This window comes from Sanguibacter massiliensis, from assembly GCF_900240335.1.
GTDB classification, from domain to species: Bacteria; Actinomycetota; Actinomycetes; order Actinomycetales; family Cellulomonadaceae; genus Flavimobilis; species Flavimobilis massiliensis.
Window position 1 is genome coordinate 2,198,671 of the sequence record NZ_LT964979.1, and the last position, 22,242, is coordinate 2,220,912.

Here is a 22,242-nt window from a genome sequence, read left to right on the forward strand (position 1 = left end):
GATGACGGTGGGGCTAGAGGTCGCCCGAGTGCTGGAGGATGCGCATCGCGATCGCACCGATGGGGATGCGCAGCCAGAACGTCGTGACACGGAAGAGCATGACGGCCGTCGCGCCGACGGCCGGCAGGACCCCCGCCGTGAGCTGCAGACCGAGCGTCAGCGCGCCCTCGACGGCGCCGATGCCGCCCGGCACGGGCACGGCCGCACCCGCGGTGTTCCCGAGGAGGTAGATGACCGCGGAGTCGATGATCGCGACGTCGAGCCCGAACGCCTTGAGGGACGCCGCGAACGCGAAGATGTACCCGAGTGACATGAGCGCGTTGCCCGCGAGCCCGATCATGATGCGCCGCGGAGACGAGAGGATCGTCGAGAGGCGCGGCCACGTCTGCGTGACGAGCGGCTCGATCTTCGTGCCCACCCAGCGCCGCACGCCCGGCACGAGGAACATGCTCGCGACGAGCGCCGCGACGATGCCGAGGGCGACGAGCACGGTCGCGGACGGCAGCTGGCGGAGCAGTCCGCCGTCGCCCGTCGCGGCCGCGAGGATGACGAGAATGACGACGGTGACGACGATCTGTGCGACCTGGACGAGCCCGACGGACGCGGCCGCGAGGGTCCCCGACGTTCCGGCGCGCGTGAGCAGGCGGAGGTTGAGCGCGGCGGGGCCGATGCCGGCGGGTGCCGCGATCGACACGTAGGACGCGGCGACCTGCGTGAGCGTCGTCTTCCACAGGGAGAGGCGTGCAGGGGAGAACGCCATGAGGGCGAGGGCCGCGCCGAGCCAGGTGAGGCAGCCGATCGCGAACGCGGCGACCGCCCACCACGGGTTGGCCTGCGAGACCGCGTCGGTGATCTGGTCGAACTTGATCTTCGTGACGAGCACGGAGACGGCGACGATCGCGAGGACAGCGGTGATGACGGAGCGCGCTCCGAAGCGCACGAGGCGCAACGGCTCGACGTTGGCCTCGGGGAGGCGGGCGACGATCTCGTCGCGCAGCCGGTCGAGGACGTCGCTCTTCGACCGGCGGATCTCCTCGCGCGTCGCGGTGGGCAGGGCGATCGTCTGGAGGAGGGGGCCGAGCGCCTCGATCTCGTCGTCAGGCACGAGGCCCGTGACGGAGGCGAGCGCGCGCTCGGGGCCGACCCGCAGCGCGAGCAGCGCGAGCATCTGCGTGAGGTCGACGCGGCGGGCCAGCTCGGCGCTCGCGATGTCGCCGTTCTCCCAGCCGGTGAGCCACACCTCGGGCTGCCCATCGGGGTCGTGGCCGACGAGCACGACGTCGGCGGTGAGGGAGCGGTGCGCGAGCCCCGCGTCGTGGGCGCGCAGGAGCTGTCGCCAGCACTCGGCGAGCGTCGCGTCGTCGAGGACGAGTTCGGGCACGTCCCGCAGCGGGAGCGAACCGTCGACGTGCTCCTGGACGAGGATCATCGAGTCGTCGGCCGCGGACACGCCGAGGAGCTCGGGAGTCCGCACCCCCGCGGCCTGCGCGGAGTACTGCAGGAGCGCGGCGCGCTCGGCGATCTGCCGCAGCGAGATCGCGGAGCGGCCCTCGATGCCGCGCATGCGCAGCGACCGCCACGTGCGGGCGAGCATGCCGACGACCTGCCGCTCGCCGTCGAGCACGACGACGTCGAGGCGGTCGCGCTCGGCGGTCGTCATCGAGTAGATGCGGTGGTCGGAGGACCGCATGAGGGCGAGCGTCGCCTCGTCGAACGGCGAGGGCTCGGGCGTGCCGAGCGCGCTGCCGGACCACCAGGGTCCTGAGCGGTGCAGCGGCGCTGTGCCTTCGGGCGCGATGTCCTGGACGACGTCGTGCGGCCGGTCGGAGAGGTCACGGACTCGGACGAGCGCCGTCGGCTCGAACCCTGCGCGGCGCACGCCGTCGACGAGCGTCGGGCCGTGCGCGCGCTCCGACCTCACGCCCGAGACGTAGCGGACGGTGAGGCCTGCGACGCGGCCGACGAGCAGCATGAGGAGGACGCCCGCGAGCGACACCTGGCCGGTGATGAGGTAGATCGCGAGCGTGAACCACAGGAGGTTCCACGACCACGCGACGGAGCGACGTCGGGTGCGGGGGCCCGCGCCGACGAGCATGCCGACGATCGCGGCGACGTACGCGGGCAGCGAGAGCGTCGGCTGCCCGCCGATGCTGATGGTGAGGCCCGCGATGAGCGAGACGGCGCCGAACGTCGTCACGGCGACGTACGTGAGGAGCGCGAGGAGCAGGCCGAGGCCTGCGGCGAGCAACGACTCGACGACCTGCCGGAGGTTGCGCCGCCACAGGAGCTCGCCGAGCACCATGAGGGGCGCGCCGAGGGTGACGATGCCCTCGAGGAGGACGACGGGCAGCGTGAGGATCTGCGCGAGGAGGCGGGAGAAGCCCTGGACGTCCTGCTGGACGCCGACGGTCGTCGCGTGGGCGAAGATCGTCAGGAGGATGACGAGCGCGATGCCGAGGAGCGCGAGGACGATGCCGAGCGCGTCCTGGGGGCGGCGGACCCGGTTCGAGGGGGCGTCGATGAGGCGGACGTGGCCTGGCTCGCCGGGCTCGGGGAGCCGGGGTCGGGCGAGGCGTGGCCCGCGGACGTAGGCGCCGACGTCGTGGGTGCGACTGGGGTGCGGGGTGTCGGGCGACGCGTCCGGGGCGGGCCCAGCGTCGGGCGCGTCGACGTGCGTGGGCGCGTCGGGAGTGCTCGGGCTGGTGGGCATGGCCCGAGTCTAGGGCCGCGACCTGGCCGACCCGAGGGTTTTGTCGGGTGTGGAGCCGAGGATCATCCCTGGGGCGTACGAGGTCGAGCCCGAAGGTGGAGCCGCGAGCCTCACATGACGCCGAGGGCGGCGAGGAGGCTCGCGGGAAGGAGCGCCCAGCCGACGAACGACACGATGTCGAGGACCGTGTGCGCGACGACGAGCGGCATGGTGCGCCGGCGTCCCCAGCGGGAGAGGTAGAAGAGGCAGAAGACGACGCCCATGACGACGTTGCCGAAGAACGGGCCGATGCCCTGGTAGAGGTGGTAGCTCCCCCGCAGGACGGACGACGCGACGATGATCGCGGGGACGGACCAGCGCATCTGCTCGAGCCGTGTCATGAGGTAGGCAACGACGATGACTTCCTCGAGGAGCGCGTTCTTGAGCGCGTGGAGGATGAGGACGGGGACGGTCCACCAGTAGGCGTCGAGGTTGGCGGGCTGCACCTGGACGGTGATGCCGACGGCGCGGCCGAGCGCGTAAAAGCCGAGGCCGGGCAGGCCGATCGCGGCGGCGAGGGCGATGCCCCAGCCGAGGTCGCGCAGGGGGCGGGCGCGGTCGAGGCCGATCTGCTTGAGGACGGAACGGCCCGGTTCGGACAGGAGGTAGAGCGCGAGTGCGACGGGGACGAGGGTGAAGCCGATGCTGAGGAGCTGGTAGCCGAGGTCGACCCAGGGGCGTTCCGCGAGGGACGTGTTGATGGACGCGGCCTGGTCCTTGAGCGCGGTGTCGGCGCTGAGGCGTTCGAGGATGTTGGCGATCGCGTAGACGGCGGAGCGGCCGAGGGAGAGTCCGAGGACGATCCAGATCTCGACTCCGAGGCGGCGGCGGGTGCGGCGGTCGACGTCGGTGCTCATCGCCCCGTTATAGCAGTGGTGGCTGGGGAGGGGTTGCGTCTCAGCTGGATGCAGTGCAAAGTAGTTTGCACTGCAAACCTCAGGAGGGGTCATGACCGACGACACCCAGGACGACGCGACGCTCGACGCCGCCGCCTCGCTCGCACTCATCAACGCCCAGCGCGCGACCGTCGTGCAGCGCGCCGAACCCTCGCCCACGTACCTCTTCGCCGTGTGGGGCCTCGCCTGGGTCGTCGGCTACACCGTCATGGCCTGGGGTGCCCGCACCCACGACGGCCGCCCCGGGGCCGTCGCAGGCACGGCCTTCGCCGTGCTGCTCGTCGCCGCCGGCGTCGCGACCGGGACCCACATCGCCCGCCGCTCGGGCGGCGTCCGCGGTCCCTCGGCCCGCGCCGGAGCGATGTTCGGCTGGTCCTGGTTCATCGCGTTCGCCGCCGTCAACCTCGTCATGGCCGGCCTCACGCAGGCAGGCGCCAACGACACCGTCGTCGCCCTCGGCTGGAACGCCCTCTCCGCGCTCGTCGTCGGCATGCTCTACCTCGCCGGAGGCGCCGTCTGGCAGGAGCTCACCATGTACCTGCTCGGCGCCTGGATCGTCCTCGTCGGCGGCGCCGCGACCCTCGCGGGCGTCCCCGGCGTCTACACCGTCATGGCCGCGGCGGGCGGCGGAGGCATGCTCCTCGCCGCGCTCGTCACCTTCGCGCTCGCACGTCGCCGTTGGGCGCAGGCATGAGCGTCGGCGAGCTCGACCCCGTCATCCACGCACCCGCCCGGCTCCGCGTCGTCGCAACCCTCGCGACGCTCGGCCCCGGCGACGAGATGACCTTCCCCCGCCTGCAGAAGCTCCTCGACATGACCGGCGGCAACCTCTCCACCCACCTCCGCAAGCTCGAGGACGCCGAGTACGTCGCCGTCACCAAGAGCCACGAGGGCCGCAAGCCCGTCACCTACCTCGCGCTCACCCCAGCCGGGCGCCGCGCGTCCGAGATCTACACCGAGACCCTCCGCCAGATCGTCCGAGGAGCCACCCCATGACCAGCGCAGTCACCGTCACCGGCGTCACCCGACGCTTCGGATCCGTCGTCGCGCTTGACGACGTGTCGCTCGACGTCCCCGCAGGCCAGCTCGTCGGTGTGCTCGGCCCCAACGGGGCCGGTAAGTCCACCCTGCTCTCCCTCGTCTCTGGACGCCGACGCCCCGACGCCGGGACCGTCCTCCTCGAGGGCCGCGACCCGCGCGACCCCGTCGCACGCCAGGGCCTCGGCCTCACCCCGCAGGAGACCGGGCTGCCGCCGACGCTGCGCGTCGGTGAGGTCGTCGACTTCGTCGGCGCCCACTTCGCCGACCCCGTCCCGACGGCGTCGCTGCTCGACGACTTCGACCTCGCCGACCTCGCCCGACGCCAGACCGGCTCGCTGTCCGGCGGGCAGAAGCGCCGCCTCGCCGTCGCGCTCGCGCTCGTCGGCCGCCCTCGCGTCCTCCTCCTCGACGAGCCCACAACCGGCCTCGACGTCGACGCCCGCCACGCACTGTGGGACGCCGTCCGCGGCTACCACCGATCCGGCGGGACCGTGCTCCTCACGAGCCACTACCTCGAGGAGGTGCAGGCCCTCGCCGAGCGTGTCGTCGTCATCGACCGCGGCGTCGTCGTCGGCGACGACTCCCTCGCGGGGATCCTCGCGCGCGTCGACGTCCAGCGCGTCACGATGACGTCGGACGACGACGTCGACGAGCTCGACGGCGTCGTGAGCGCCGAGCGCGACGGCGACCGCCGCACGATCCTCACGCGCGACGCCGACGCCTACGTGCGCACGCTCGTCCGCTCGGGCCTGCGCTTCCACGGCCTCGAGGTCCGCGGCGCGACCCTCGAGGAAGCGTTCGCGCACGTCGTCGCCGAGACCGCCACCACCCCGCAAGGAGCCCGACGATGACCGCCACGACCCCCGGGGCGCTCCGCCTCGTCGCCGTCCACACGAAGTTCCAGCTGCTCGAGACGATCCGCATCCCTGCGGCCGTCATCGGCAACACCGTCTTCCCCGCCCTCGCTCTCTTCTTCTTCGTCGTGCCGCAGGCGGACGTCGCCGGCAACAGGCTGTGGGCGACGACGGCCGTCGCGGGCCTCGCGTTCTTCTCCGTGTGCTCCGCGAGCATGTTCACGCACGGGCTCGGCGTCGCCGAGGACCGAGAGTCACCCTTCGACCCGTTCGTGCGCTCCCTGCCGGCGGGACCCGTGCCGCGGTTCGTCGGGCGGATCCTCGTCGGGCTCGTCATGGCACTGTTCGGCATGGTGCCGCTGCTGCTCGTCGCGGCGTTCTTCACGGAGGCGGGCGTGCCTGCGCCGCAGCTGCTCGCGGGCGTCGGGATGCTGCTCGTCGGCGCCGTGCCGTTCATCCTCCTCGGCATCGGACTCGGGTACGCGCTCACCGCGAAGGCGGCGATCGCGATCGTCCAGGTAATCCTCTTCCCGCTCGCGTTCGCGGGTGGGCTCTTCATGCCGCCGCACCTCTTCCCGGCGTGGATGGACACGGTGTCGCTCGCGACGCCGACGCGTGCGGGCCGGGACCTGCTCGTCGACGCGCTCGGCATCGAGGCGGCGCACGGCTCGTCGTGGCTCGTGCTGCTCGGCTGGACGGTGGCGTTCGGGGCGCTCGCGGTGTGGGCGTACCGCCGCGACGAGGGTCGCCGCTACCGCTGACCCCCTCGTCCCCGTTCCACTCTTCCCTCTCACCCCCTCCGACTCGTAGGCCTGCAGCACCATTCGATGGTGCTGGGGGTCTACGAGTCGTTTCTGGTGTGCGACTTGTAGGTCTGGGGCACTGTTCGATGGTGCTGGGGGTCTACGAGTCGTTTCTGGTGTGCGACTTGTAGGTCTGGGGCACTGTTCGATGGTGCTGGGGGTCTACGAGTCGAGTGTGGGGGACGACGGGGGTCAGGCGCGCTGACGGACCCGGGCACGTTCTCGGAGGCGCGCCTCGACGACCTCTCGGAGGCGTTCGGCGACGCGCGCGGGCGTGCGCGCAAGGTCGTCGGCCTGGATGCGGTGCGTCGCGATCCCCAGGGCGCGCAGTCGCATGTCCCGGATGCGGTCCTCCTCGCGGCGATGCGCGTGGGTCTCGGGCCGGTCGATCTCGACGTCGAGCCGCGCCGCGTCGAAGTAGACGTCCGCGCGCGCGACGGGCGCCCGGTCATCCGGCAGAGGCACGTCGGCTCGCCAACCCGTGAATCTGTACTCGTGGAGCATCGCGTGCGCACGATCCTCGTCGCTGCTCATCGCACCCGTCTCGCAGTAGCCGATGAAGCGTTTGACCTGCGGGTTTCCTCGGGTGCGAGGCTGTGCGGCGACGTCAGCGACGAGCTCGTCGCCCGTGACCATCTCCCGGCTGCGCGCCCACGCGAGCGCGTTGCGGCCGACGACGTGCGGCGTCCAGCGGAAGGTGTCGGCGCAGGAACGCGCGACGGTCGTGGCGCGTCCGGGGCGGCCGTCGACGGTGGCGACGTCGACGATCTCGTCGTCGCGGAGCCGAACTCGCCGCGGGGTGATCCGCGCGGGCCCTGGGTCGCCGGGTGCGTCGGTCCAGATCTCGACGGTTCCGTCGAGCTCGACGCGGACCCCGTGAAGTGCGGCGGCGACCTTGCCGAGCACGATGCAGTCGGGCCGGGAGAGCCAGGCTGCGCAGGCGAGGGACCAGGCGTCGATCGACGCGTCGCGGTGGGCGAGCGCCTTGCCGACGACGTACACCCACAGGCCGGTGCGGACGCGGTGGTCCACCTGGCGTCGGGTGAAGCCGTCGGCGATAGCCTGCGCACGTGTGAACACGCCGTGCTGGAGGTGGGCCACGGCCGGAATGCGGGACGGGTCGATGCGTGGCGGCACGGGCACGAGTGAAGCGTCCGTCGGTGTCTGTCGCGACCGTCGACGCGACATTTGTGGATGGCGGGGGCGCCTCCGGTCACTGTGGTCGACACGCCAGCCCGACTCGTAGGCCTGGAGCACCATTCGATGGTGTCTCAGCCCTACGAGTCGCGGACCTGGGGCGACTCGTAGGTCTCCAGCACCATTCGATGGTGCTGGAGACCTACGAGTCGGGGAGAGGGAAGGGGAGAGGGAAGGGCGGGGCGGAGGAGAGGGGGCTAGGAGGCCTGGCGGAGGCGGAGGCTGTTCGTCACGACGATGACCGAGCTCGCCGCCATCGCCGCCCCCGCGATCATCGGGTTGAGCAGGCCGAGCGCCGCGAGCGGGATCGCCGCGACGTTGTACGCGAACGCCCAGAAGAGGTTCTGCTTGATGATCGTGAGCGTCCGGCGCGAGATCCGCACGGCCGCTGCGGCCGAGCGCAGGTCACCGCGCACGAGCGTGACGTCGGACGCCTGGATCGCCGCGTCCGTGCCGGTGCCCATCGCCATGCCGAGACCCTGCGTGCCCGCCTGGGCGAGCGCTGCGGCGTCGTTGACGCCGTCGCCGACGACCGCGACGACCCGCCCCTCGGCCTGGAGTCGCTTGACGACGTCGACCTTGCCGTCGGGCAGGACGCCCGCGACGACGTCGGCGGGATCGATGCCGACCGCAGCTGCGACCTCGCGGGCCGCGCCCGCGTTGTCGCCCGTGACGAGGTGGGGCCGCAGCCCGAGGGCGCGGAGCTCGGCGATCGCCTCGCGCGAGGTGGGCTTCACGGGGTCGCGCAGGACGACGACGCCGCGTGCGGAACCGTCCCACGCGACGACGACTGCCGTCGCGCCGGACTCCTCGGCGTCGCGCACAGCGGTGGCCGCGCGGGCGTCGGTGGCACCTGTCTGCCCCGCGATCCATGCGGGCTTGCCGACGAGGACGCGGCGCGAGAGGTGCGGCCCCGAGTGCGCGGTGCGCACGGTGCCGGTGACACCGCCGCCCGCGGTCGTCGTGAAGTCGAGCGTCTGGAGGGACCCGACGGCAACGCCGTCGGCGCCGACAGCCGGGCTGGCGGCGCTCGCGGGAGCGCCGTCGTCCGTGCGGGAGCGGCTCGCGTCCACGCCGGCGCGCACGATGGCGCGGGCGACGGGATGCTCGGATCCTGCCTCGACGGCGGCGGCGTACGCGAGGACCTCGCTCGCAGGTACGGCGTCGTCGAGGGTGACGACGTGGTCGACGGCCATGGCACCTGCGGTGACGGTTCCGGTCTTGTCGAGGACGACGGTGTCGATGCGGCGCGTCGACTCGAGCGTCTCGGGGCCCTTGATGACGATGCCGAGCTGGGCGGCGCGCCCGGTGCCGACGAGCAGGGCGGTCGGTGTCGCGAGGCCGAGGGCGCACGGGCACGCGATGATGAGCACAGCGACGGCGGCGGTGAAGGCGGCCTGGACGTTGGCAGCGTCGGTCCCGCCGACGAGCAGCCACGTGACGAGCGTGAGCAGCGAGATGACGAGGACGACGGGTACGAAGACCGCGGAGATGCGGTCGGCGAGCCGCTGGACGGGTGCCTTGCCCGTCTGGGCTTCGGCGACGAGCCTGCCGATCTGGGCGAGGGTCGTCTCGTCGCCGACGCGGGTCGCGCGGACGACGAGGTGGCCGTCGGTGTTGAGGGTCGCGCCCGTGACGGCGTCGCCCACGGTGACGTCGACGGGGACGGGCTCGCCCGTGAGGAGGGACGTGTCAATCGCAGCGGTTCCGCTGACGACGACGCCGTCGGTGGCGACCTTGCCGCCCGGGCGGACGACGAACTCGTCACCAACCTGGAGCTGCGCGGCGGGGATCTCGCGCTCGGTGACGGTGCCGTCGGCGCCGGTGACGCGGAGGGTCGCGGTCGTGGCGCCGAGCTCGAGGAGGGTGCGGAGTGCGTCGCCTGCGCGTCGGCGTGAGCGGTGCTCGGTGTAGCGGCCCGCGAGGAGGAAGACGGTGACGACGACGGCGACCTCGAGGTAGAGCTCGGGCATGCCGGTGTGGTTGCCGGCGCGTGGCAGGAAGGTCATCTCCATGCGCATGCCGATCTCGCCGGCGCCGCCGAGGAGGAGGGCCCAGAGGGACCAGCCGGTCGCGGCGATGACGCCGAGGGAGACGAGGGTGTCCATGGTGGACGAGCCGTGGCGGCCGGCGCGGAACGCGGCGGTGTGGAACGGCCAGGCACCCCAGGTGACGACGGGCAGGGAGAGTGCGGCGACGAGCCACTGCCAGCCGTCGAACTGCGTGGCGGGGATCATCGAGAGGACGACGACGGGCAGGGCGAGGACTGCGGAGACGCGCAGTCGTCGCAGGAGGTCGGTGCCGCGGTCGGGCGTCGGGGCGGACGTGTCGTGGTGGTCGTCGGCGGCGAGGGAGTCATCGGCAGACGTGGCGGCGGGTGTCCCGGGCTCTGCCGTCCCGGGTTCTACCGGCCCGGGCTCCGCGACGGGCGGCTGGGGCGCCGTCGTGCGGGTGACGCTCGCGGTGTACCCGGCGGCTTCGACGGCGGCGACGAGCGCGGTGGCGTCGACGGTCTCGCCGTCGACGGGCTCGATGGTGACGTGCGCGGACTCGAGGGGGAGGTTGACGGTCGCGCTGACGCCGGGCAGCTTGGCGAGCTTCTTCTCGACGCGGGCGACGCACGACGCGCAGGTCATGCCGCCGACGGCGAGGTCGATGACGACGGGGTCGGGCGCGGCGGGCATGCCGAGACCGGTGGTGGTGCTCATGGTGGTGTCTCCTCGTGTCAGCGGAGCAGGCGAGCGATGGCGTCAGTGGCTTCGGCGACCTTGGCGGCGCCGGCCTCATCGGACTGCTTGGCGGCATCGACGACGCAGTGGCCGAGGTGGTCGCCGACGAGGCCGACGCTCACCGCGTGGAGCGCCTTCGTCACGGCTGCGACCTGGGTGAGGATGTCGATGCAGTAGGTGTCGTTCTCGACCATGCGGGCGATGCCGCGGACCTGGCCCTCGATGCGGGCGAGGCGCTTGAGGTAGGCGTCCTTGTCCTGCACGTAGCCGTGGGTGGTGGTGCCGTGCGTGTGCTCCATGCCATCGACTATACCCCCGAGGGGTACCCACGTACACCCCCTGGGGGTATCGGGCGGTGTGGTTCGTGCGTCGCGGCCGGACGAGACCTTCCCGGTTTCCTTGTGAATCCCCTCACTTTGGTAAAAGTCACGGTCCTATAACGTTCCCGCGGTCTGCATCGATGCAGGTCAGGCGGCTATCCGGGCAACGGGATGGTCAAGAGTGAGCCAAAAACTGTGCTCCGCAGGTCGAGAATCAATCTCGAGTAGGGCAAGGTTGACGAGGACCGGCCGACGACGGCGCAGGGCCGCGGCCACCGCCGCTCCGGACTCGACCTCACGGCCGCAGCCCCCGCCCCGCCATCTCGCACGCCCGACGATCACTCCGGGCAGGTTCACGAGAGCAGGGCCACCGCCCCGCTCCGGACGGCAAGCGTACGAAGGTGGCGAGCACCCAAACCCATGACAGCGATCCGCGTCGAGAACGTCTACAAGGTCTTCGGTCGACGACCGCAGGAGGCCGTGCGCAAGCTGCGCGCCGGCGCCACACGTGACGAGGTCAAGTCGCTCGGCACCGCCGCCGTCATCGACACCTCCTTCGAGGTCGCCGACGGCGAGATCTTCGTCGTCATGGGCCTCTCCGGCTCCGGCAAGTCCACCCTCATCCGCATGCTCAACGGACTGTGGCGCCCCACCTCCGGCCGCGTGCTCCTCGGCGACGACGACCTCGCCACCGTGAGCGCCTCCCGCCTGCGCACCCTGCGCCGCACGACCGTCTCCATGGTCTTCCAGCACTTCGCGCTCCTCCCGCACCGCACCGTCCTCGACAACGCCGCCTACCCCCTCGAGATCCAGGGCATCGGCAAGGAGGAGCGACGTGAGCGCGCCCGCGCCGCACTCGAGCTCACCGGCCTCGGCGGCTGGGAGGACTCCCTGCCCGGTCAGCTCTCCGGCGGTATGCGCCAACGCGTCGGCCTCGCCCGCGCACTCACCGCGGACACCGACATCCTCCTCATGGACGAGGCCTTCTCCGCACTCGACCCCCTCATCCGCCGCGAGATGCAGGAACAGCTTGTCGAGATCCAGCAGAAGCTCGGCAAGACCATCGTCTTCATCACCCACGACCTCAACGAAGCCATGTACCTCGGCGACCGCATCGCCGTCATGCGCTCCGGCCGCATCGTGCAGATCGGCACCGCCGAGGAGATCCTCACCGCGCCGGCCGACGACTACGTCGCGCAGTTCGTCGCCGACGTCGATCGCACCCGCGTCCTCACCGCGTCCTCCGTCATGCTCCGCCCCGGCGTCGTCCTTCCCGCCGCAGCGGGCCCGCGCCGCGCGGCCCGCGCCATGCGCGAGGCCCAGGTTGCTGCCGCGTTCGTCGTCGACCGCGACCGCGTGCTCCTCGGCTTCGTCCGCGACTCCGACGTCGTCGACGCCGCCCGCGCCGGCCTCCCGCGCCTCGACGGCCTCGTCAAGAACGACGTCGCGACCGTCACCGAGGACACGCCGCTCTCTGAGATCTTCGCGCCGTCTGCCGAGTCCCTCGTGCCCGTCGCCGTCACCGACGACCACGGTCGCCTCCTCGGCGTCGTCCCCCGCGTCACTCTCCTCGAGGCCATGGTGCCCCCGGAGATCGACCTGCCCGACGACACCGCCGCCGACGGTCCGTACGAGACCGTCGTCGGCGCAGGTGCGACGACCGTCAACGGCAACGGCGTGCCCGAGGGCTACGAACCCCTGCCGCCCGACGACGGCGTGCCCGGGCTCGCCCCCGACGAGCTGCCCGCCGCCCGGACCGCGGCGTCCGCCGCCGAGGTCGCGGCCGCCGAGGCCGCGGACGACCCCACACCCCACCGCACCGCGACGACCGAAGGAGGCACCCGATGAGCGACACCCTCGTGCCCCGCCTGCCCCTCGGAGACGTCGCCGCTGATGCCGTCGACCTCATCACGAAGTCCGGCAAGGAGTTCTTCGCGGCCATCAAGACCGGCTTCCTTGCCGTCTACGACCCGCTCGAGCTCGTGCTCACGACCCCGCCCGCGTGGGTCGTCATCCTGCTCGTCGCCGCGCTCGCATGGTGGGTCAAGGGTTGGCGCCTCGGCATCGGCTCCGCGCTCGGCCTCGTGCTTGTCGCCGCGATGGGCCAGTGGGACAACGCGATGATCACACTCGCGCTCGTGCTCCTCGCGAGCGCCGTCGCGATCGTCCTCGCCCTGCCGCTCGGTATCTGGGCCGCGCGTTCCGACCGCGTCTCCTCCGTCGTGCGGCCCGTCCTCGACCTCATGCAGACGATGCCAGCGTTCGTCTACCTCATCCCCACTGTCGTCGTCTTCCTCACGGGCGTCGTCCCCGGGCTCGTCGCGACGATCATCTTTGCGCTCGCCCCAGGCGTGCGCTTCACCGAGCTCGGCATCCGCCAGGTCGACCCCGAGGTCGTCGAGGCCGGCCACGCGTTCGGCGCGACCGAGGGACGCATTCTCCGGCAGATCCAGCTGCCGCTCGCGCTCCCGACGATCATGGCCGGCGTCAACCAGGTCATCATGTTGTCCCTGTCGATGGTCGTCATTGCGGGACTCACCGGCGCCCCCGGCCTCGGCCGTGACGTCGTCGCGTCACTCACGCGCGTCAACGTCTCCCTCGGCGTCGAGGCGGGCCTGTCCGTTGTCATCCTCGCGATGATCCTCGACCGCGTCACGGCCGCCCTCGCCGACCGCGCGCCCGTCGCCAAGGCCCTCGCGCGCATCTGACGCGCCCCCTCGCTGAACCTCTGTCCACCACACCGAACCTGGGCGCCACCGGCGCCCACGAGAGGAACGCATGACTCGCACGTCCCGCACCACCCGTCCCGTTCTTGCCGCGCTCGCGGCGCTCAGCCTCGGCCTCACGCTCAGCGCGTGCGCGTCCGACGACACCGACGCCCCGAGTTCGGCGGGTACGACGCCCGGCAAGAACGTGAGCATCGGCATCCACTCCGGGTGGGACGAGGGCATCGCCGTCTCCCACCTCGTCAAGGTCATGCTCGAGGACGACGGCTACACGGTGACGACCGAGACCGCAGACCCGGGCGTCGTCTACACGGGCCTTGCCGGCGGCGGCTACGACCTCAACTTCGACATGTGGCTGCCCGTCACGCACGGTGACTACCTCAAGCAGTACGGCGACAACCTCGAGCAGCTCGGCGTCTGGTACGACGACGCTCGCCTGACGATCGCAGTCAATGAGGACGCCCCCATCACGTCGCTCGACGAGCTTGCGGGTGCGGCCGACGCGTTCGACGGCCGCCTCGTCGGAATCGAGGCCGGGGCGGGCCTCACGCGCATCACGCAGGACGAGGCGATCCCCGCGTACGGGCTCGAGAAGATGGAGTTCATCATCTCTTCGACGCCCGCGATGCTCGCAGAGCTCAAGAGCCGGACGACGGACGGCGAGAACGTCGTCGTCACGCTGTGGCGTCCGCACTGGGCGTATGACGAGTTCCCCATCCGTGACCTTGAGGACCCGAAGGGGGTCATGGGTGAGGCCGAGGAGATCCACACGGTGGGCCGCAAGGGCTTTGCTGCGGACCAGCCGGAGGTTGCCGCACTCGTCAAGGCGCTCGAGCTGACCGACGAGCAGCTGACGTCGCTCGAGAACATCATGTTCAACGACGACGCGGGCAAGGACCCGGACGCGTCGGTCCGTACGTGGCTTGAGGCGAACCCGACGTTCGTCGACGACCTCAAGACGAAGGCGGGCCTCGCCTCCTGACCCGCTGAGCGACCCTCTGCCGGTCCTGCCCTCCACGGCTGACCCGCAGTGTTCCGATAGCCGATCCGTGCACGTGAGTCGTACGGATCGGCTATCGCGCATTCTGCGTGACGGAGCCCGGTCGTTCGATAGCGGATCCGTGCACCATGCGTGTGCGGATCCGCTATCGAGCGCCGTCGCGTCACGCGGCGACGCCTAGGATCGTGAGTCGTGACCTCCGCCGCCCTCCCGTCGGCCCCATCCGTCGGCGCGGTGCGCCTCGCGCTCCTGGTGCACATCGGGCTCTTCGGTGTCGTCGGCTCCGAGTGGCTTGCCCGCCTTCCGTCCGCGCACCCTCCTGCTCGGCCTCGTCCTCCTCGCGTCCTCGCTGTCCGAGGGGTCCGCGGGAACGTGGCTGTCGATCGCGGTGACCGACGGGTTCGCGACCCGCGAGGCGATCGGTGCGGTCGCCTACGGCACGTTCGTCGCGTCGATGACCGTCGTGCGTTTCCTCGGGACGGGCCTCGTCGACCGCTTGGGGCGCGTGACGGTCGTCCGCGCGTCGGGCGTCTCCGCGTTCGTCGGTCTCGCGGTATTTGCGCTCGCGCCGAGCCTTGCGACGGCGTGGATCGGCATCGTCCTGTGGGGCGTGGGTGCGGCGCTCGTCAACCCCGTGACGATCGCGGCGGCGTCCGACGAGCCGCTGCACGCGGCTGCGCGCGTCTCCGTCGTCACGTCGTTCTCGACGATCGCGATGCTCACCGCGCCGCCCGTGCTGGGGGCGCTCGTCGACGGGCTCGGGGCGCGGCACGCGCTCGGGCTCATCACGCTCGCGACGGTTCTGTCGATGTCGCTCGCGGGCCAGCTCCGGCCGCGGGCACCGGGCGCTCCCTCGTCCGACGGCCTCGCTCGATAGCCGATCCGTACGTGTCAGGTGTGCGGATCGGCTATCGAGCGGGCTTGGCCGCCGCGGCCGCCCGGGCCGCAGCGGGCAGAGCCTCGAGGATACGGCCGACGGCCTCCTCGTCGTGCGCTGCCGTGAGGAACCACGCCTCGAACACCGACGGCGGCAGCGCCACCCCGGCGTCGAGCATCGCGTGGAAGAACGGCGGGAACCGCCACCCCTCCTGCGCCTGCACCTGCGCGTAGGTGCGCGGACCTGCAGGAACGTCGGGCCTGAGAGCGTCGGGCACGGACGCGTCGGACGACGCCGTCGGCCACTCCCCGAACGCGACCGAGAACAGCGAGCCCGCACGCTGCACCGAGTGCGCGACGCCCTCGGCGTCGAGCGCGGCCGACACCGCGTCGGACACGACGCGCGACACCCGGTCGACGTGCGCGTACACCGCGGCGTCCGCGAGCCGCAGCGTCGCGAGCCCCGCCGCGACCGCGACCGGGTTCCCCGACAGCGTGCCCGCCTGGTACACGGGCCCGAGGGGCGCGAGATGGTCCATGACCGACGCTCGCCCGCCGACGGCCGCGACGGGCATGCCGCCACCGATGACCTTGCCGAACGTCACGAGGTCAGGCTCCCAGCCCTCGCGCCGCCCCTCGAGACCCCACCATCCGGCTCCCGAGACGCGGAAGCCCGTGAGCACCTCGTCGAGCACGAGCAGCGCCCCGTGCTGCGAGCACAGACGCCGCAGCGCCGCGTTGTACCCGGGCGCAGGCTCGACGACGCCCATGTTCGCGGGCGCCGCCTCGACGATGACCGCCGCGACCCGCCCCGGGTGCGCGTCGAACGCCGCAGCCACGGCCGCGACATCGTCGTACGAGACGACGATCGTCTCCGCCGCCGTCGCCTCCGTCACCCCCGCCGAGCCCGGCAGCGCCTGGTTCGCGACGCCCGAGCCCGCCTGCGCGAGCAGCGCGTCGAGGTGCCCGTGGTAGCAGCCCGCCATCTTGATGACGAGCGGCCGGCCCGTGACGCCGCGCGCGAGGCGCACGGCCGTCATCGTCGCCTCGGTGCCCGTCGAGACGAGCCGCAGCTTCTCGACGAACGGCACGCGCGCGATGACCGCGTCGGCGAGCTCGGCCTCCGCGACCGTCGGCGCCCCGAACGACAGGCCGCGCGCCGCCGCCTCCTGAACCGCCGCGACAACCTCGGGATGTGCGTGCCCGAGCAGCGCCGGACCCCACGATGCGACGAGGTCGACGCGCTCGATGCCGTCAGCGTCCGTGACGTACGCGCCGCGCGCCGAGCGCAGCATGCGTGGCGTCCCCCCGACGGACCCAAACGCCCGCACGGGCGAGGACACCCCGCCCGGCAGAACCCGCCGCGCGTGCTCGAAGTCGGTCTCGTTGCTCACAGCAGCTCCCTCACCTGCGGGTTCTCGACCGCTTCGAGAGCCCAGTACGTCGCGATGATGTCCGCGCCCGCACGCTTGATTGACGTGAGCGACTCGGCGATCGTCCGCTCGCGGTCGATCCAGCCGATCGCCGCGGCGGCCTCGACCATCGCGAGCTCGCCCGACACCTGGTACGCCGCGACCGGCACGTCCGAGCCCGCTGCGACGTCCGCGAGGACGTCGAGGTAGAGGCTCGCAGGCTTCACCATGACGATGTCCGCGCCCTCGACGACGTCGAGCGCAACCTCGCGCTGCGCCTCCCGACGGTTCGCGGGGTCCATCTGGTACGTCCGACGGTCGCCCGTGAGCGTCGACTCGACGGCGTCGCGGAACGGCCCGTAGAGCGCCGACGCGTACTTCGCGGCGTACGCGAGCACGGCCGTGTCGGTGAGCCCCGCGTCGTCGAGCGCCTCGCGCACCGCCTCGACCTGACCGTCCATCATCCCCGAGAGCGCGACGACGTCCGCGCCGCGCTCCGCCTGGAGCACGGCCATGCGCGCGTAGAGGTCGAGCGTCGCGTCGTTGTCGACGGTGCCGTCCGCGCGCAGGACACCGCAGTGACCGTGGTCCGTGAACTCGTCGAGGCACACGTCCGTCATGACGACGACGGCGTCGCCCACCTCGGCCTTGACGGCGGCCGTCGCGACGTTGAGGATGCCGTCCGGGTCGGTCGCGCCCGAGCCGCCCGCGCCCCGTTCGGGGGGCCCGCCGAAGAGCAGGGGCCCGCCGAGACCCGCCTCGGCGACGCGCACGGCCTCGCGACGCAGCGAGTCGAGGGAGTGCTGGACGACGCCCGGCATCGACATGATCGGCGCGGGCTCGGTGAGGCCCTCCTTGACGAACGCGGGCAGGACGAGCTCGCGTGCGTCGACGCGCGTCTCGCTCACGAGCGCGCGGAGCGCGGGTGTGCGGCGCAGGCGGCGGGGGCGGTAGGGGAGCGCGGGGCGGGCGTCGTGAGTCACGGTTCTCTCCAAGGTCCGGGGTCCTTCATCTTCCCAGGTGGGCGCGGCGGAGGCCGCCCCACGCACGTACGTGCGACTCGTAGGTGCTGAGCACCGTTCGATGGTGCTGAGGGTCTACGAGTCGGTTGCTTCTTGCGACTGGTAGGTCTGGAGCACCGTTCGATGGTGCTGGAGGCCTACGAGTCGGGGGGTGGGGTGATCCGGCTGACCGCTGCGACGAGCGCGGGGACGTCGGGCGTCGTCGCCTCCGCCTCGACACGTAGCCCGAACGTGCGCGCGGTCGCCGTCGTGCGGGGGCCGATGCTCACGATCCGCCACGGCCGCGGGAGGGTCCCGGTGGCGACGCCGTCGAGCGTCAGGGTCTCGTCGGCCGACGCAGTGCCCGCGAGCGTCGCCCAGGTCTCCGCGGTGCTCGACGACGTGAGGACGACGACGTCGACGTCGAGCGCTTCGTCGGGCAGGGACGTCGCCAGCTCGGTGACGTATGCGTCGGGCGCATCGACGATCCACCCGGCGTCGCGGAGCCCGTCGACGAGCTCGGGCCGTGCGATTGCGGACCGCGGCGCGAACGCCCGCACGGCCACGCTCGATAGCTGATCCGGACCAGTGTTTTGCACCGATCCGCTATCGAGCGCCCCGCCCCCGGGCGCTGAGTGGTCCGATAGCCGATCGGTGCGCGACCCGTGCACGGATCGGCTATCGACGTGCTGCCCGGTCGACAGCGCATCGTTCGATAGGGGATCGGGACGGGACTCGTGTCCGGATCCGCTATCGAGCGGAGCGTTCCGCACCTCCTGACGGATTGACGGGTTCCCCCCGTCCGACGGGGGGAACCCGTCAATCTGTCGGGGAAGGTGGGGGTCGTCAGGTCGAGACCCGACGAGCGCCGCGAGGAGGCCCGTCGCGGTCCGGTCCCACTCCGGGACGACGTCGACGTCGAGACCCGCCCGCCGGGCACGGCGCGCGGTCGACGGCCCGACGGCCGCGATCCGCGTCGTCGCCGGCACGATGATCGTCGGCGGGCCCGGTACGTCCACGCCGGACGGGCGGTCCGCTGCGGACGTGCCGTGGCCGCCCGACGCCTCGGCGAGCGCGTTGACGGTGCCCGTGGACGTGCCGTGGCCGCCCGACGCCTCGGCGAGTGCGTCGATCGTGCGCTCGGACGTGAGGACGAGCCAGTCGTACTCGCCGGCTGCGAGCCTGCCCACACCCTCGTGCAGCGGTGCGGCGTCCACAGGCGGTCCGAACGTGATGAGTGGGACGACGACCGGCTCGAACCCCGCGTCGGCGAGTGCCGCTGCGAGCTCCCGCCCGGGCCGCCCACCCCGCGGCACGAGCACCCGCGCGTGACCCCTGCCCCCGCCCCGTCGAGCCCCCGCCGCACGTGCTCGCGCCTGCCGCCGTCGCGGCAGTACTCCGTCTCTCCCGCCCTGTCGCCGCGGACGCCCCCGCCATAAGCCTCTACCGCGCCGTCGCCCTTGTCCGCCGTCGCGCCGCACTCCCTGCCCTCACCCGCCCACCCCCCCGCCGCCTCGCCGTCCACCGAGNGGGGGTGGGTGGTCATCGGAGGGGGGCGATGTCGGCGGCGCCCATCTCGAGGACGATCTCGGCGAGGTTGATGCCGAGCGACGCGGCACTCTCGACGGCGTCGGCCACGTCGTACGCCGAGCCCGCGACGATGGTGGGCCCGCTCGACGACGCCCCGTGCCGCAGCACGCGCGTCCCGTCGAGCGCTGCGACGACGACCTCGAGGTCGATCCGCATCCGTGTGTCGGACACGGAGACGGACGCGAGCGCCCCGACGGGCGCCGCGCACCCGGCTTCGAGCCGTGCGAGGAGCGCGCGTTCGGCGGTCGCGGCGAGCCGCGACGGCGCGTGGTCGAGCGCGTCGAGCCCCGGCACGGCGGTGCCGGTCCGCGTCTCGACGCCGAGCACGCCCTGCCCGGGTGCGGGCAGCATGACGGACGGGTCGAGCACCTCGGTGACGAGCGCGCTCCGTCCGATGCGTGCGAGCCCTGCGGCTGCGAGGACGACGGCGTCGAGGTCGGCGTCCGGTCCGAGGGCGCGCGCGACGCGCGTGCCGACGTTCCCGCGAATGTCGACGACGTCGAGGTCGGGCCGCGCGGCGAGCAGCTGGGCGCGCCTGCGCGGCGAGCCTGTCCCGACGCGGGCCCCGCGCGGCAGCCCGGCGAGGGTGAGCCCGTCGCGGGCGACGAGCGCGTCGAACGGCGACTCGCGTGGCGGCATCGCGGCGATCGTGAGCCCGGGCGCGGGCGCGGTCGGCAGGTCCTTGAGCGAGTGCACGGCGACGTCGATCCGGCCGTCGAGCAGAGCGTCGCGCAGGGCCGCGACGAACACGCCCGTCCCGCCGAGCTGCGAGAGCGACGCGCGCGTCGTGTCGCCCTCGGTCGTCACGTGGACGGTCTCGAGCTCCACGGGTGTTCCGGCCGCGTCTGCGGCCGCGCCGAGCGCGTCGGTGACGTGCCCGGTCTGGGTGCGGGCAAGCTCGGAGGCGCGAGTTCCGACGCGGATGACGCTGCTCATCCGACGTCCTCGGCGACGGTGGGCAGCACCCGTCCGCGCGGGTCGGGGCAGCAGTCCGGCCGGCACCTGTCGTACCAGGGGCCGAGGACGCCGGCGGCGCCGCACGTCGCCTGCGTGGGCACGCGGGTGGGGGCGGCGGTGCGCTCGGCGACGAGGTCGACGAGCCCGGCGACGAACGCGGGATGCACGCCGGGCGTGGGCACGCGCTCGGCCGGGAGGCCGAGCTCGGCGCACGTGTCGAGGGCTTCGGTGTCGAGGTCCCAGAGGACCTCCATGTGGTCGGAGACGAAGCCGAGCGGCACGATGACGACGGCGTCCGGCCGCTCGTCGGGGTCGGCGGCGAGCTCGGCGAGGCGGTCGTTGATGTCGGGCTCGAGCCAGGGGGTGCGGGGGTCGCCCGAGCGTGACTGGTAGACGAGCTCCCACGGCACGGAGTCGTCGACGGCGGCCATGACGGCGTTCGCGACGGCGTAGTGCTGGGCCTCGTAGGCGCCGCCGTCGGCCCAGCCGACGGGTCCGTCGGGGCCGGTCTGGGGTCCGGTGACCTCGGCCGCGGCGGTGGGGATCGAGTGGGTGGCGAAGAGCACGCGGACGTCGCCGTGGGTGCGGAGGCGGTCGAGCGCCGCGCGCACGCCCTCGACGAACGGCGCGACGAAGCCGGGGTTGTCGAAGAACTGCCGGACCTTGTCGATGTGGAGGGTGCCCGTGAGGCCGGTGGCCTCGAGTGCCCCGGCGAGGTCCTCGCGGTACTGGCGGCAGCCGGAGTACGACGAGTACGCGGCGGTGACGATCGCGAGAAGGCGCCGGTGCCCCGCGTCTGCGGCGGAACGCAGCGTGTCGGCGAGGTAGGGGTCCCAGTTGCGGTTGCCCCACAGCACCGGGAGATCAAGCCCGCGGCGCGCAAGCTCGGTCTCGAGCGCGGCGCGCAGCTCCCGGTTCTGGTCGTTGATGGGGGAGACGCCGCCGTGGGCGCGGTAGTGGACGGCGACCTCCTCGAGGCGCTCGTCGGGGATGCCGCGGCCGCGTGTGACGTTGCGGAGGTAGGGCAGGACGTCGTCCTGGCCCTCGGGGCCGCCGAAGCCGACGAGGAGCACGGCGTCGTAAGCGACGGGCTCGGAGGGGACGACGGGCGGCAGCTGGCCGGCGATCTCGGCGAGGTAGTCGTCGAGGTCGATCTCGACGTCCTCGCAGCCGTCGGTGCCGCACGCGCAGCCGTGCGCGTCGTCATGAGTGTCATCGTGCGCGTCCGCGAGGGGAAGCACGGGCAGGCCGTCCCGGAACAGGTCGTCGGTGCTCATGCGACGTCCAGGAGGATCGCGGCGAGACGCTCGACGCTCACGCGGCGGCCGGTGTAGAACGGCAGCTCGTCGCGCACGTGGCGGCGGGCCTCGGTGTAGCGCAGGTGACGCATGAGGTCGACGAGGTCGGTGAGCTCGTCGGCCTCGAGGCCGAGCAGCCACTCGTAGTCGCCGAGGGAGAACGCGGAGACCGTGTTGGACAGCACCTGGGGGAACTCGCGGCCCTTGAGACCGTGGTCGGCGAGCATGGCGCGCCGCTCGGCCTCGGGGAGCAGGTACCACTCGTAGGACCGCACGAACGGGTAGACGGTGAGCCAGTCCTTGGGTTCCTTGCCGGTCATGAACGCGGGCAGGTGGCGGGCGGTGAACTCGGCGGGACGGTGGACGCCCAGGACGTTCCACACGGGCAGCAGGTCGCCGAGGAGGACGGACGTGCGCAGGGCGCGCAGCGCGGCCTGAAGGCCGTCGGCGGTGGGCCCGGTGAGCCAGACGATGACGTCGGCGTCGGCGCGCAGCCCGGACGCGTCGTAGAGGCCGCGGAGGCCGACGCCCTCGGGCAGGTCCTCGACGAGGTCGGTGAGATCGGAGGCTGCGGCCTCGAGCAGCTCGACGACGGTCTCCTGCGTGACGGACGTCGCGGAGGCGTCGATCGCGTCGCCGAGGAGCCGGGTGAGGAGCGGTTCGGCGGCGGGGTCGCGCCGCAGGACGGCCCAGAGGGTGTAGGCGACGGGCTCGGGCCCGTCGTGCTCGGACGTGGGGGTGCCGTACGCGTCGTGGCTCATGGGGTCGATTGTTGCCCCTCGGGGGCCGTGAG

Annotated in this window: 19 protein-coding genes; 8 read left to right on the top strand and 11 right to left on the bottom strand. The window is 72.5% G+C overall.

The window, feature by feature from the left end:
- Positions 1-13: 13 nt before the first annotated feature.
- Positions 14-2,710 (bottom strand): lysylphosphatidylglycerol synthase domain-containing protein, encoded by a 2,697-nt coding sequence (locus C1729_RS10260; protein WP_102509855.1) that lies wholly within the window; start codon positions 2,708-2,710, stop codon positions 14-16.
- A 110-nt stretch (positions 2,711-2,820) separates the two neighbouring features.
- Entirely contained in the window at positions 2,821-3,606 is a 786-nt protein-coding gene (locus tag C1729_RS10265; RefSeq protein WP_102509856.1) for a CPBP family intramembrane glutamic endopeptidase, read from the bottom strand.
- A 91-nt stretch (positions 3,607-3,697) separates the two neighbouring features.
- On the opposite strand from C1729_RS10265, the gene C1729_RS10270 reads away from it, so the two are divergent.
- From C1729_RS10270 to C1729_RS10285, 4 genes are read left to right on the top strand one after another with little or no spacing between them, the layout of a single operon-like run.
- Positions 3,698-4,339: a hypothetical protein gene (locus C1729_RS10270; RefSeq protein WP_102509857.1), complete on the top strand. Its 642-nt coding sequence runs from the start codon at positions 3,698-3,700 to the stop codon at positions 4,337-4,339.
- Positions 4,336-4,641 (top strand): transcriptional regulator, encoded by a 306-nt coding sequence (locus C1729_RS10275; RefSeq protein WP_102509858.1) that lies wholly within the window; start codon positions 4,336-4,338, stop codon positions 4,639-4,641. The genes C1729_RS10270 and C1729_RS10275 overlap by 4 nt, the downstream gene beginning before the upstream one ends.
- Positions 4,638-5,537 carry an ABC transporter ATP-binding protein gene (locus tag C1729_RS10280; RefSeq protein WP_102509859.1) on the top strand — a complete coding sequence of 300 codons (900 nt, stop codon included), beginning with the start codon at positions 4,638-4,640 and terminating at the stop codon, positions 5,535-5,537. The genes C1729_RS10275 and C1729_RS10280 overlap by 4 nt, the downstream gene beginning before the upstream one ends.
- On the top strand, positions 5,534-6,301 hold the full coding sequence (locus C1729_RS10285; RefSeq protein WP_102509860.1) for an ABC transporter permease: 768 nt from the start codon (positions 5,534-5,536) through the stop codon (positions 6,299-6,301). Before C1729_RS10280 ends, C1729_RS10285 begins: the two co-directional genes overlap by 4 nt.
- 234 nt (positions 6,302-6,535) lie before the next feature.
- On the opposite strand, the gene C1729_RS10290 is transcribed toward C1729_RS10285, so the two are convergent.
- From C1729_RS10290 to C1729_RS10300, 3 genes are all read right to left on the bottom strand, one after another.
- Positions 6,536-7,480, bottom strand: coding sequence for a hypothetical protein (locus C1729_RS10290; protein ID WP_129590727.1), 945 nt, complete (start codon positions 7,478-7,480; stop codon positions 6,536-6,538).
- Between the two features lie 257 nt (positions 7,481-7,737).
- Positions 7,738-10,248, bottom strand: coding sequence for a heavy metal translocating P-type ATPase (locus tag C1729_RS10295; RefSeq protein ID WP_102509862.1), 2,511 nt, complete (start codon positions 10,246-10,248; stop codon positions 7,738-7,740).
- Positions 10,249-10,265: 17 nt separating this feature from the next.
- Entirely contained in the window at positions 10,266-10,568 is a 303-nt protein-coding gene (locus tag C1729_RS10300) for a metal-sensitive transcriptional regulator (RefSeq protein ID WP_102509863.1), read from the bottom strand.
- A gap of 441 nt (positions 10,569-11,009) precedes the next feature.
- Here C1729_RS10300 and C1729_RS10305 point away from each other — a divergent pair, with 441 nt between their 5' ends.
- From C1729_RS10305 to C1729_RS10320, 4 genes are all read left to right on the top strand, one after another.
- Entirely contained in the window at positions 11,010-12,437 is a 1,428-nt protein-coding gene (locus tag C1729_RS10305) for a quaternary amine ABC transporter ATP-binding protein (protein WP_102509864.1), read from the top strand.
- Positions 12,434-13,297 carry an ABC transporter permease gene (locus tag C1729_RS10310; RefSeq protein ID WP_102509865.1) on the top strand — a complete coding sequence of 288 codons (864 nt, stop codon included), beginning with the start codon at positions 12,434-12,436 and terminating at the stop codon, positions 13,295-13,297. The genes C1729_RS10305 and C1729_RS10310 overlap by 4 nt, the downstream gene beginning before the upstream one ends.
- 70 nt (positions 13,298-13,367) lie before the next feature.
- A complete protein-coding gene (locus C1729_RS10315) occupies positions 13,368-14,297 on the top strand; it encodes a glycine betaine ABC transporter substrate-binding protein (protein WP_102509866.1) in 930 nt (309 codons plus the stop codon).
- A 310-nt stretch (positions 14,298-14,607) separates the two neighbouring features.
- Positions 14,608-15,192 carry an MFS transporter gene (locus tag C1729_RS10320; protein WP_242493791.1) on the top strand — a complete coding sequence of 195 codons (585 nt, stop codon included), beginning with the start codon at positions 14,608-14,610 and terminating at the stop codon, positions 15,190-15,192.
- Positions 15,193-15,223: 31 nt separating this feature from the next.
- Here C1729_RS10320 and C1729_RS10325 read toward each other — a convergent pair whose 3' ends face one another.
- From C1729_RS10325 to hemQ, 6 genes are all read right to left on the bottom strand, one after another.
- A complete protein-coding gene (locus tag C1729_RS10325; protein ID WP_102509868.1) occupies positions 15,224-16,585 on the bottom strand; it encodes a glutamate-1-semialdehyde 2,1-aminomutase in 1,362 nt (453 codons plus the stop codon).
- Positions 16,582-17,586, bottom strand: a complete 1,005-nt coding sequence (hemB, locus tag C1729_RS10330) for a porphobilinogen synthase (RefSeq protein ID WP_102509869.1) — start codon at positions 17,584-17,586, stop codon at positions 16,582-16,584. The genes C1729_RS10325 and hemB overlap by 4 nt, the downstream gene beginning before the upstream one ends.
- A gap of 176 nt (positions 17,587-17,762) precedes the next feature.
- Positions 17,763-18,926, bottom strand: coding sequence for a uroporphyrinogen-III synthase (locus C1729_RS10335; RefSeq protein ID WP_165375482.1), 1,164 nt, complete (start codon positions 18,924-18,926; stop codon positions 17,763-17,765).
- Positions 18,927-19,146: 220 nt separating this feature from the next.
- Positions 19,147-20,130: a hydroxymethylbilane synthase gene (gene hemC, locus C1729_RS10340; protein ID WP_102509871.1), complete on the bottom strand. Its 984-nt coding sequence runs from the start codon at positions 20,128-20,130 to the stop codon at positions 19,147-19,149.
- Complete coding sequence (locus tag C1729_RS10345; protein ID WP_102509872.1) at positions 20,127-21,428, bottom strand: ferrochelatase; 1,302 nt, start codon at positions 21,426-21,428, stop codon at positions 20,127-20,129. The genes hemC and C1729_RS10345 overlap by 4 nt, the downstream gene beginning before the upstream one ends.
- On the bottom strand, positions 21,425-22,210 hold the full coding sequence (hemQ, locus tag C1729_RS10350; protein ID WP_102509873.1) for a hydrogen peroxide-dependent heme synthase: 786 nt from the start codon (positions 22,208-22,210) through the stop codon (positions 21,425-21,427). Before hemQ ends, C1729_RS10345 begins: the two co-directional genes overlap by 4 nt.
- Positions 22,211-22,242: the final 32 nt, after the last annotated feature.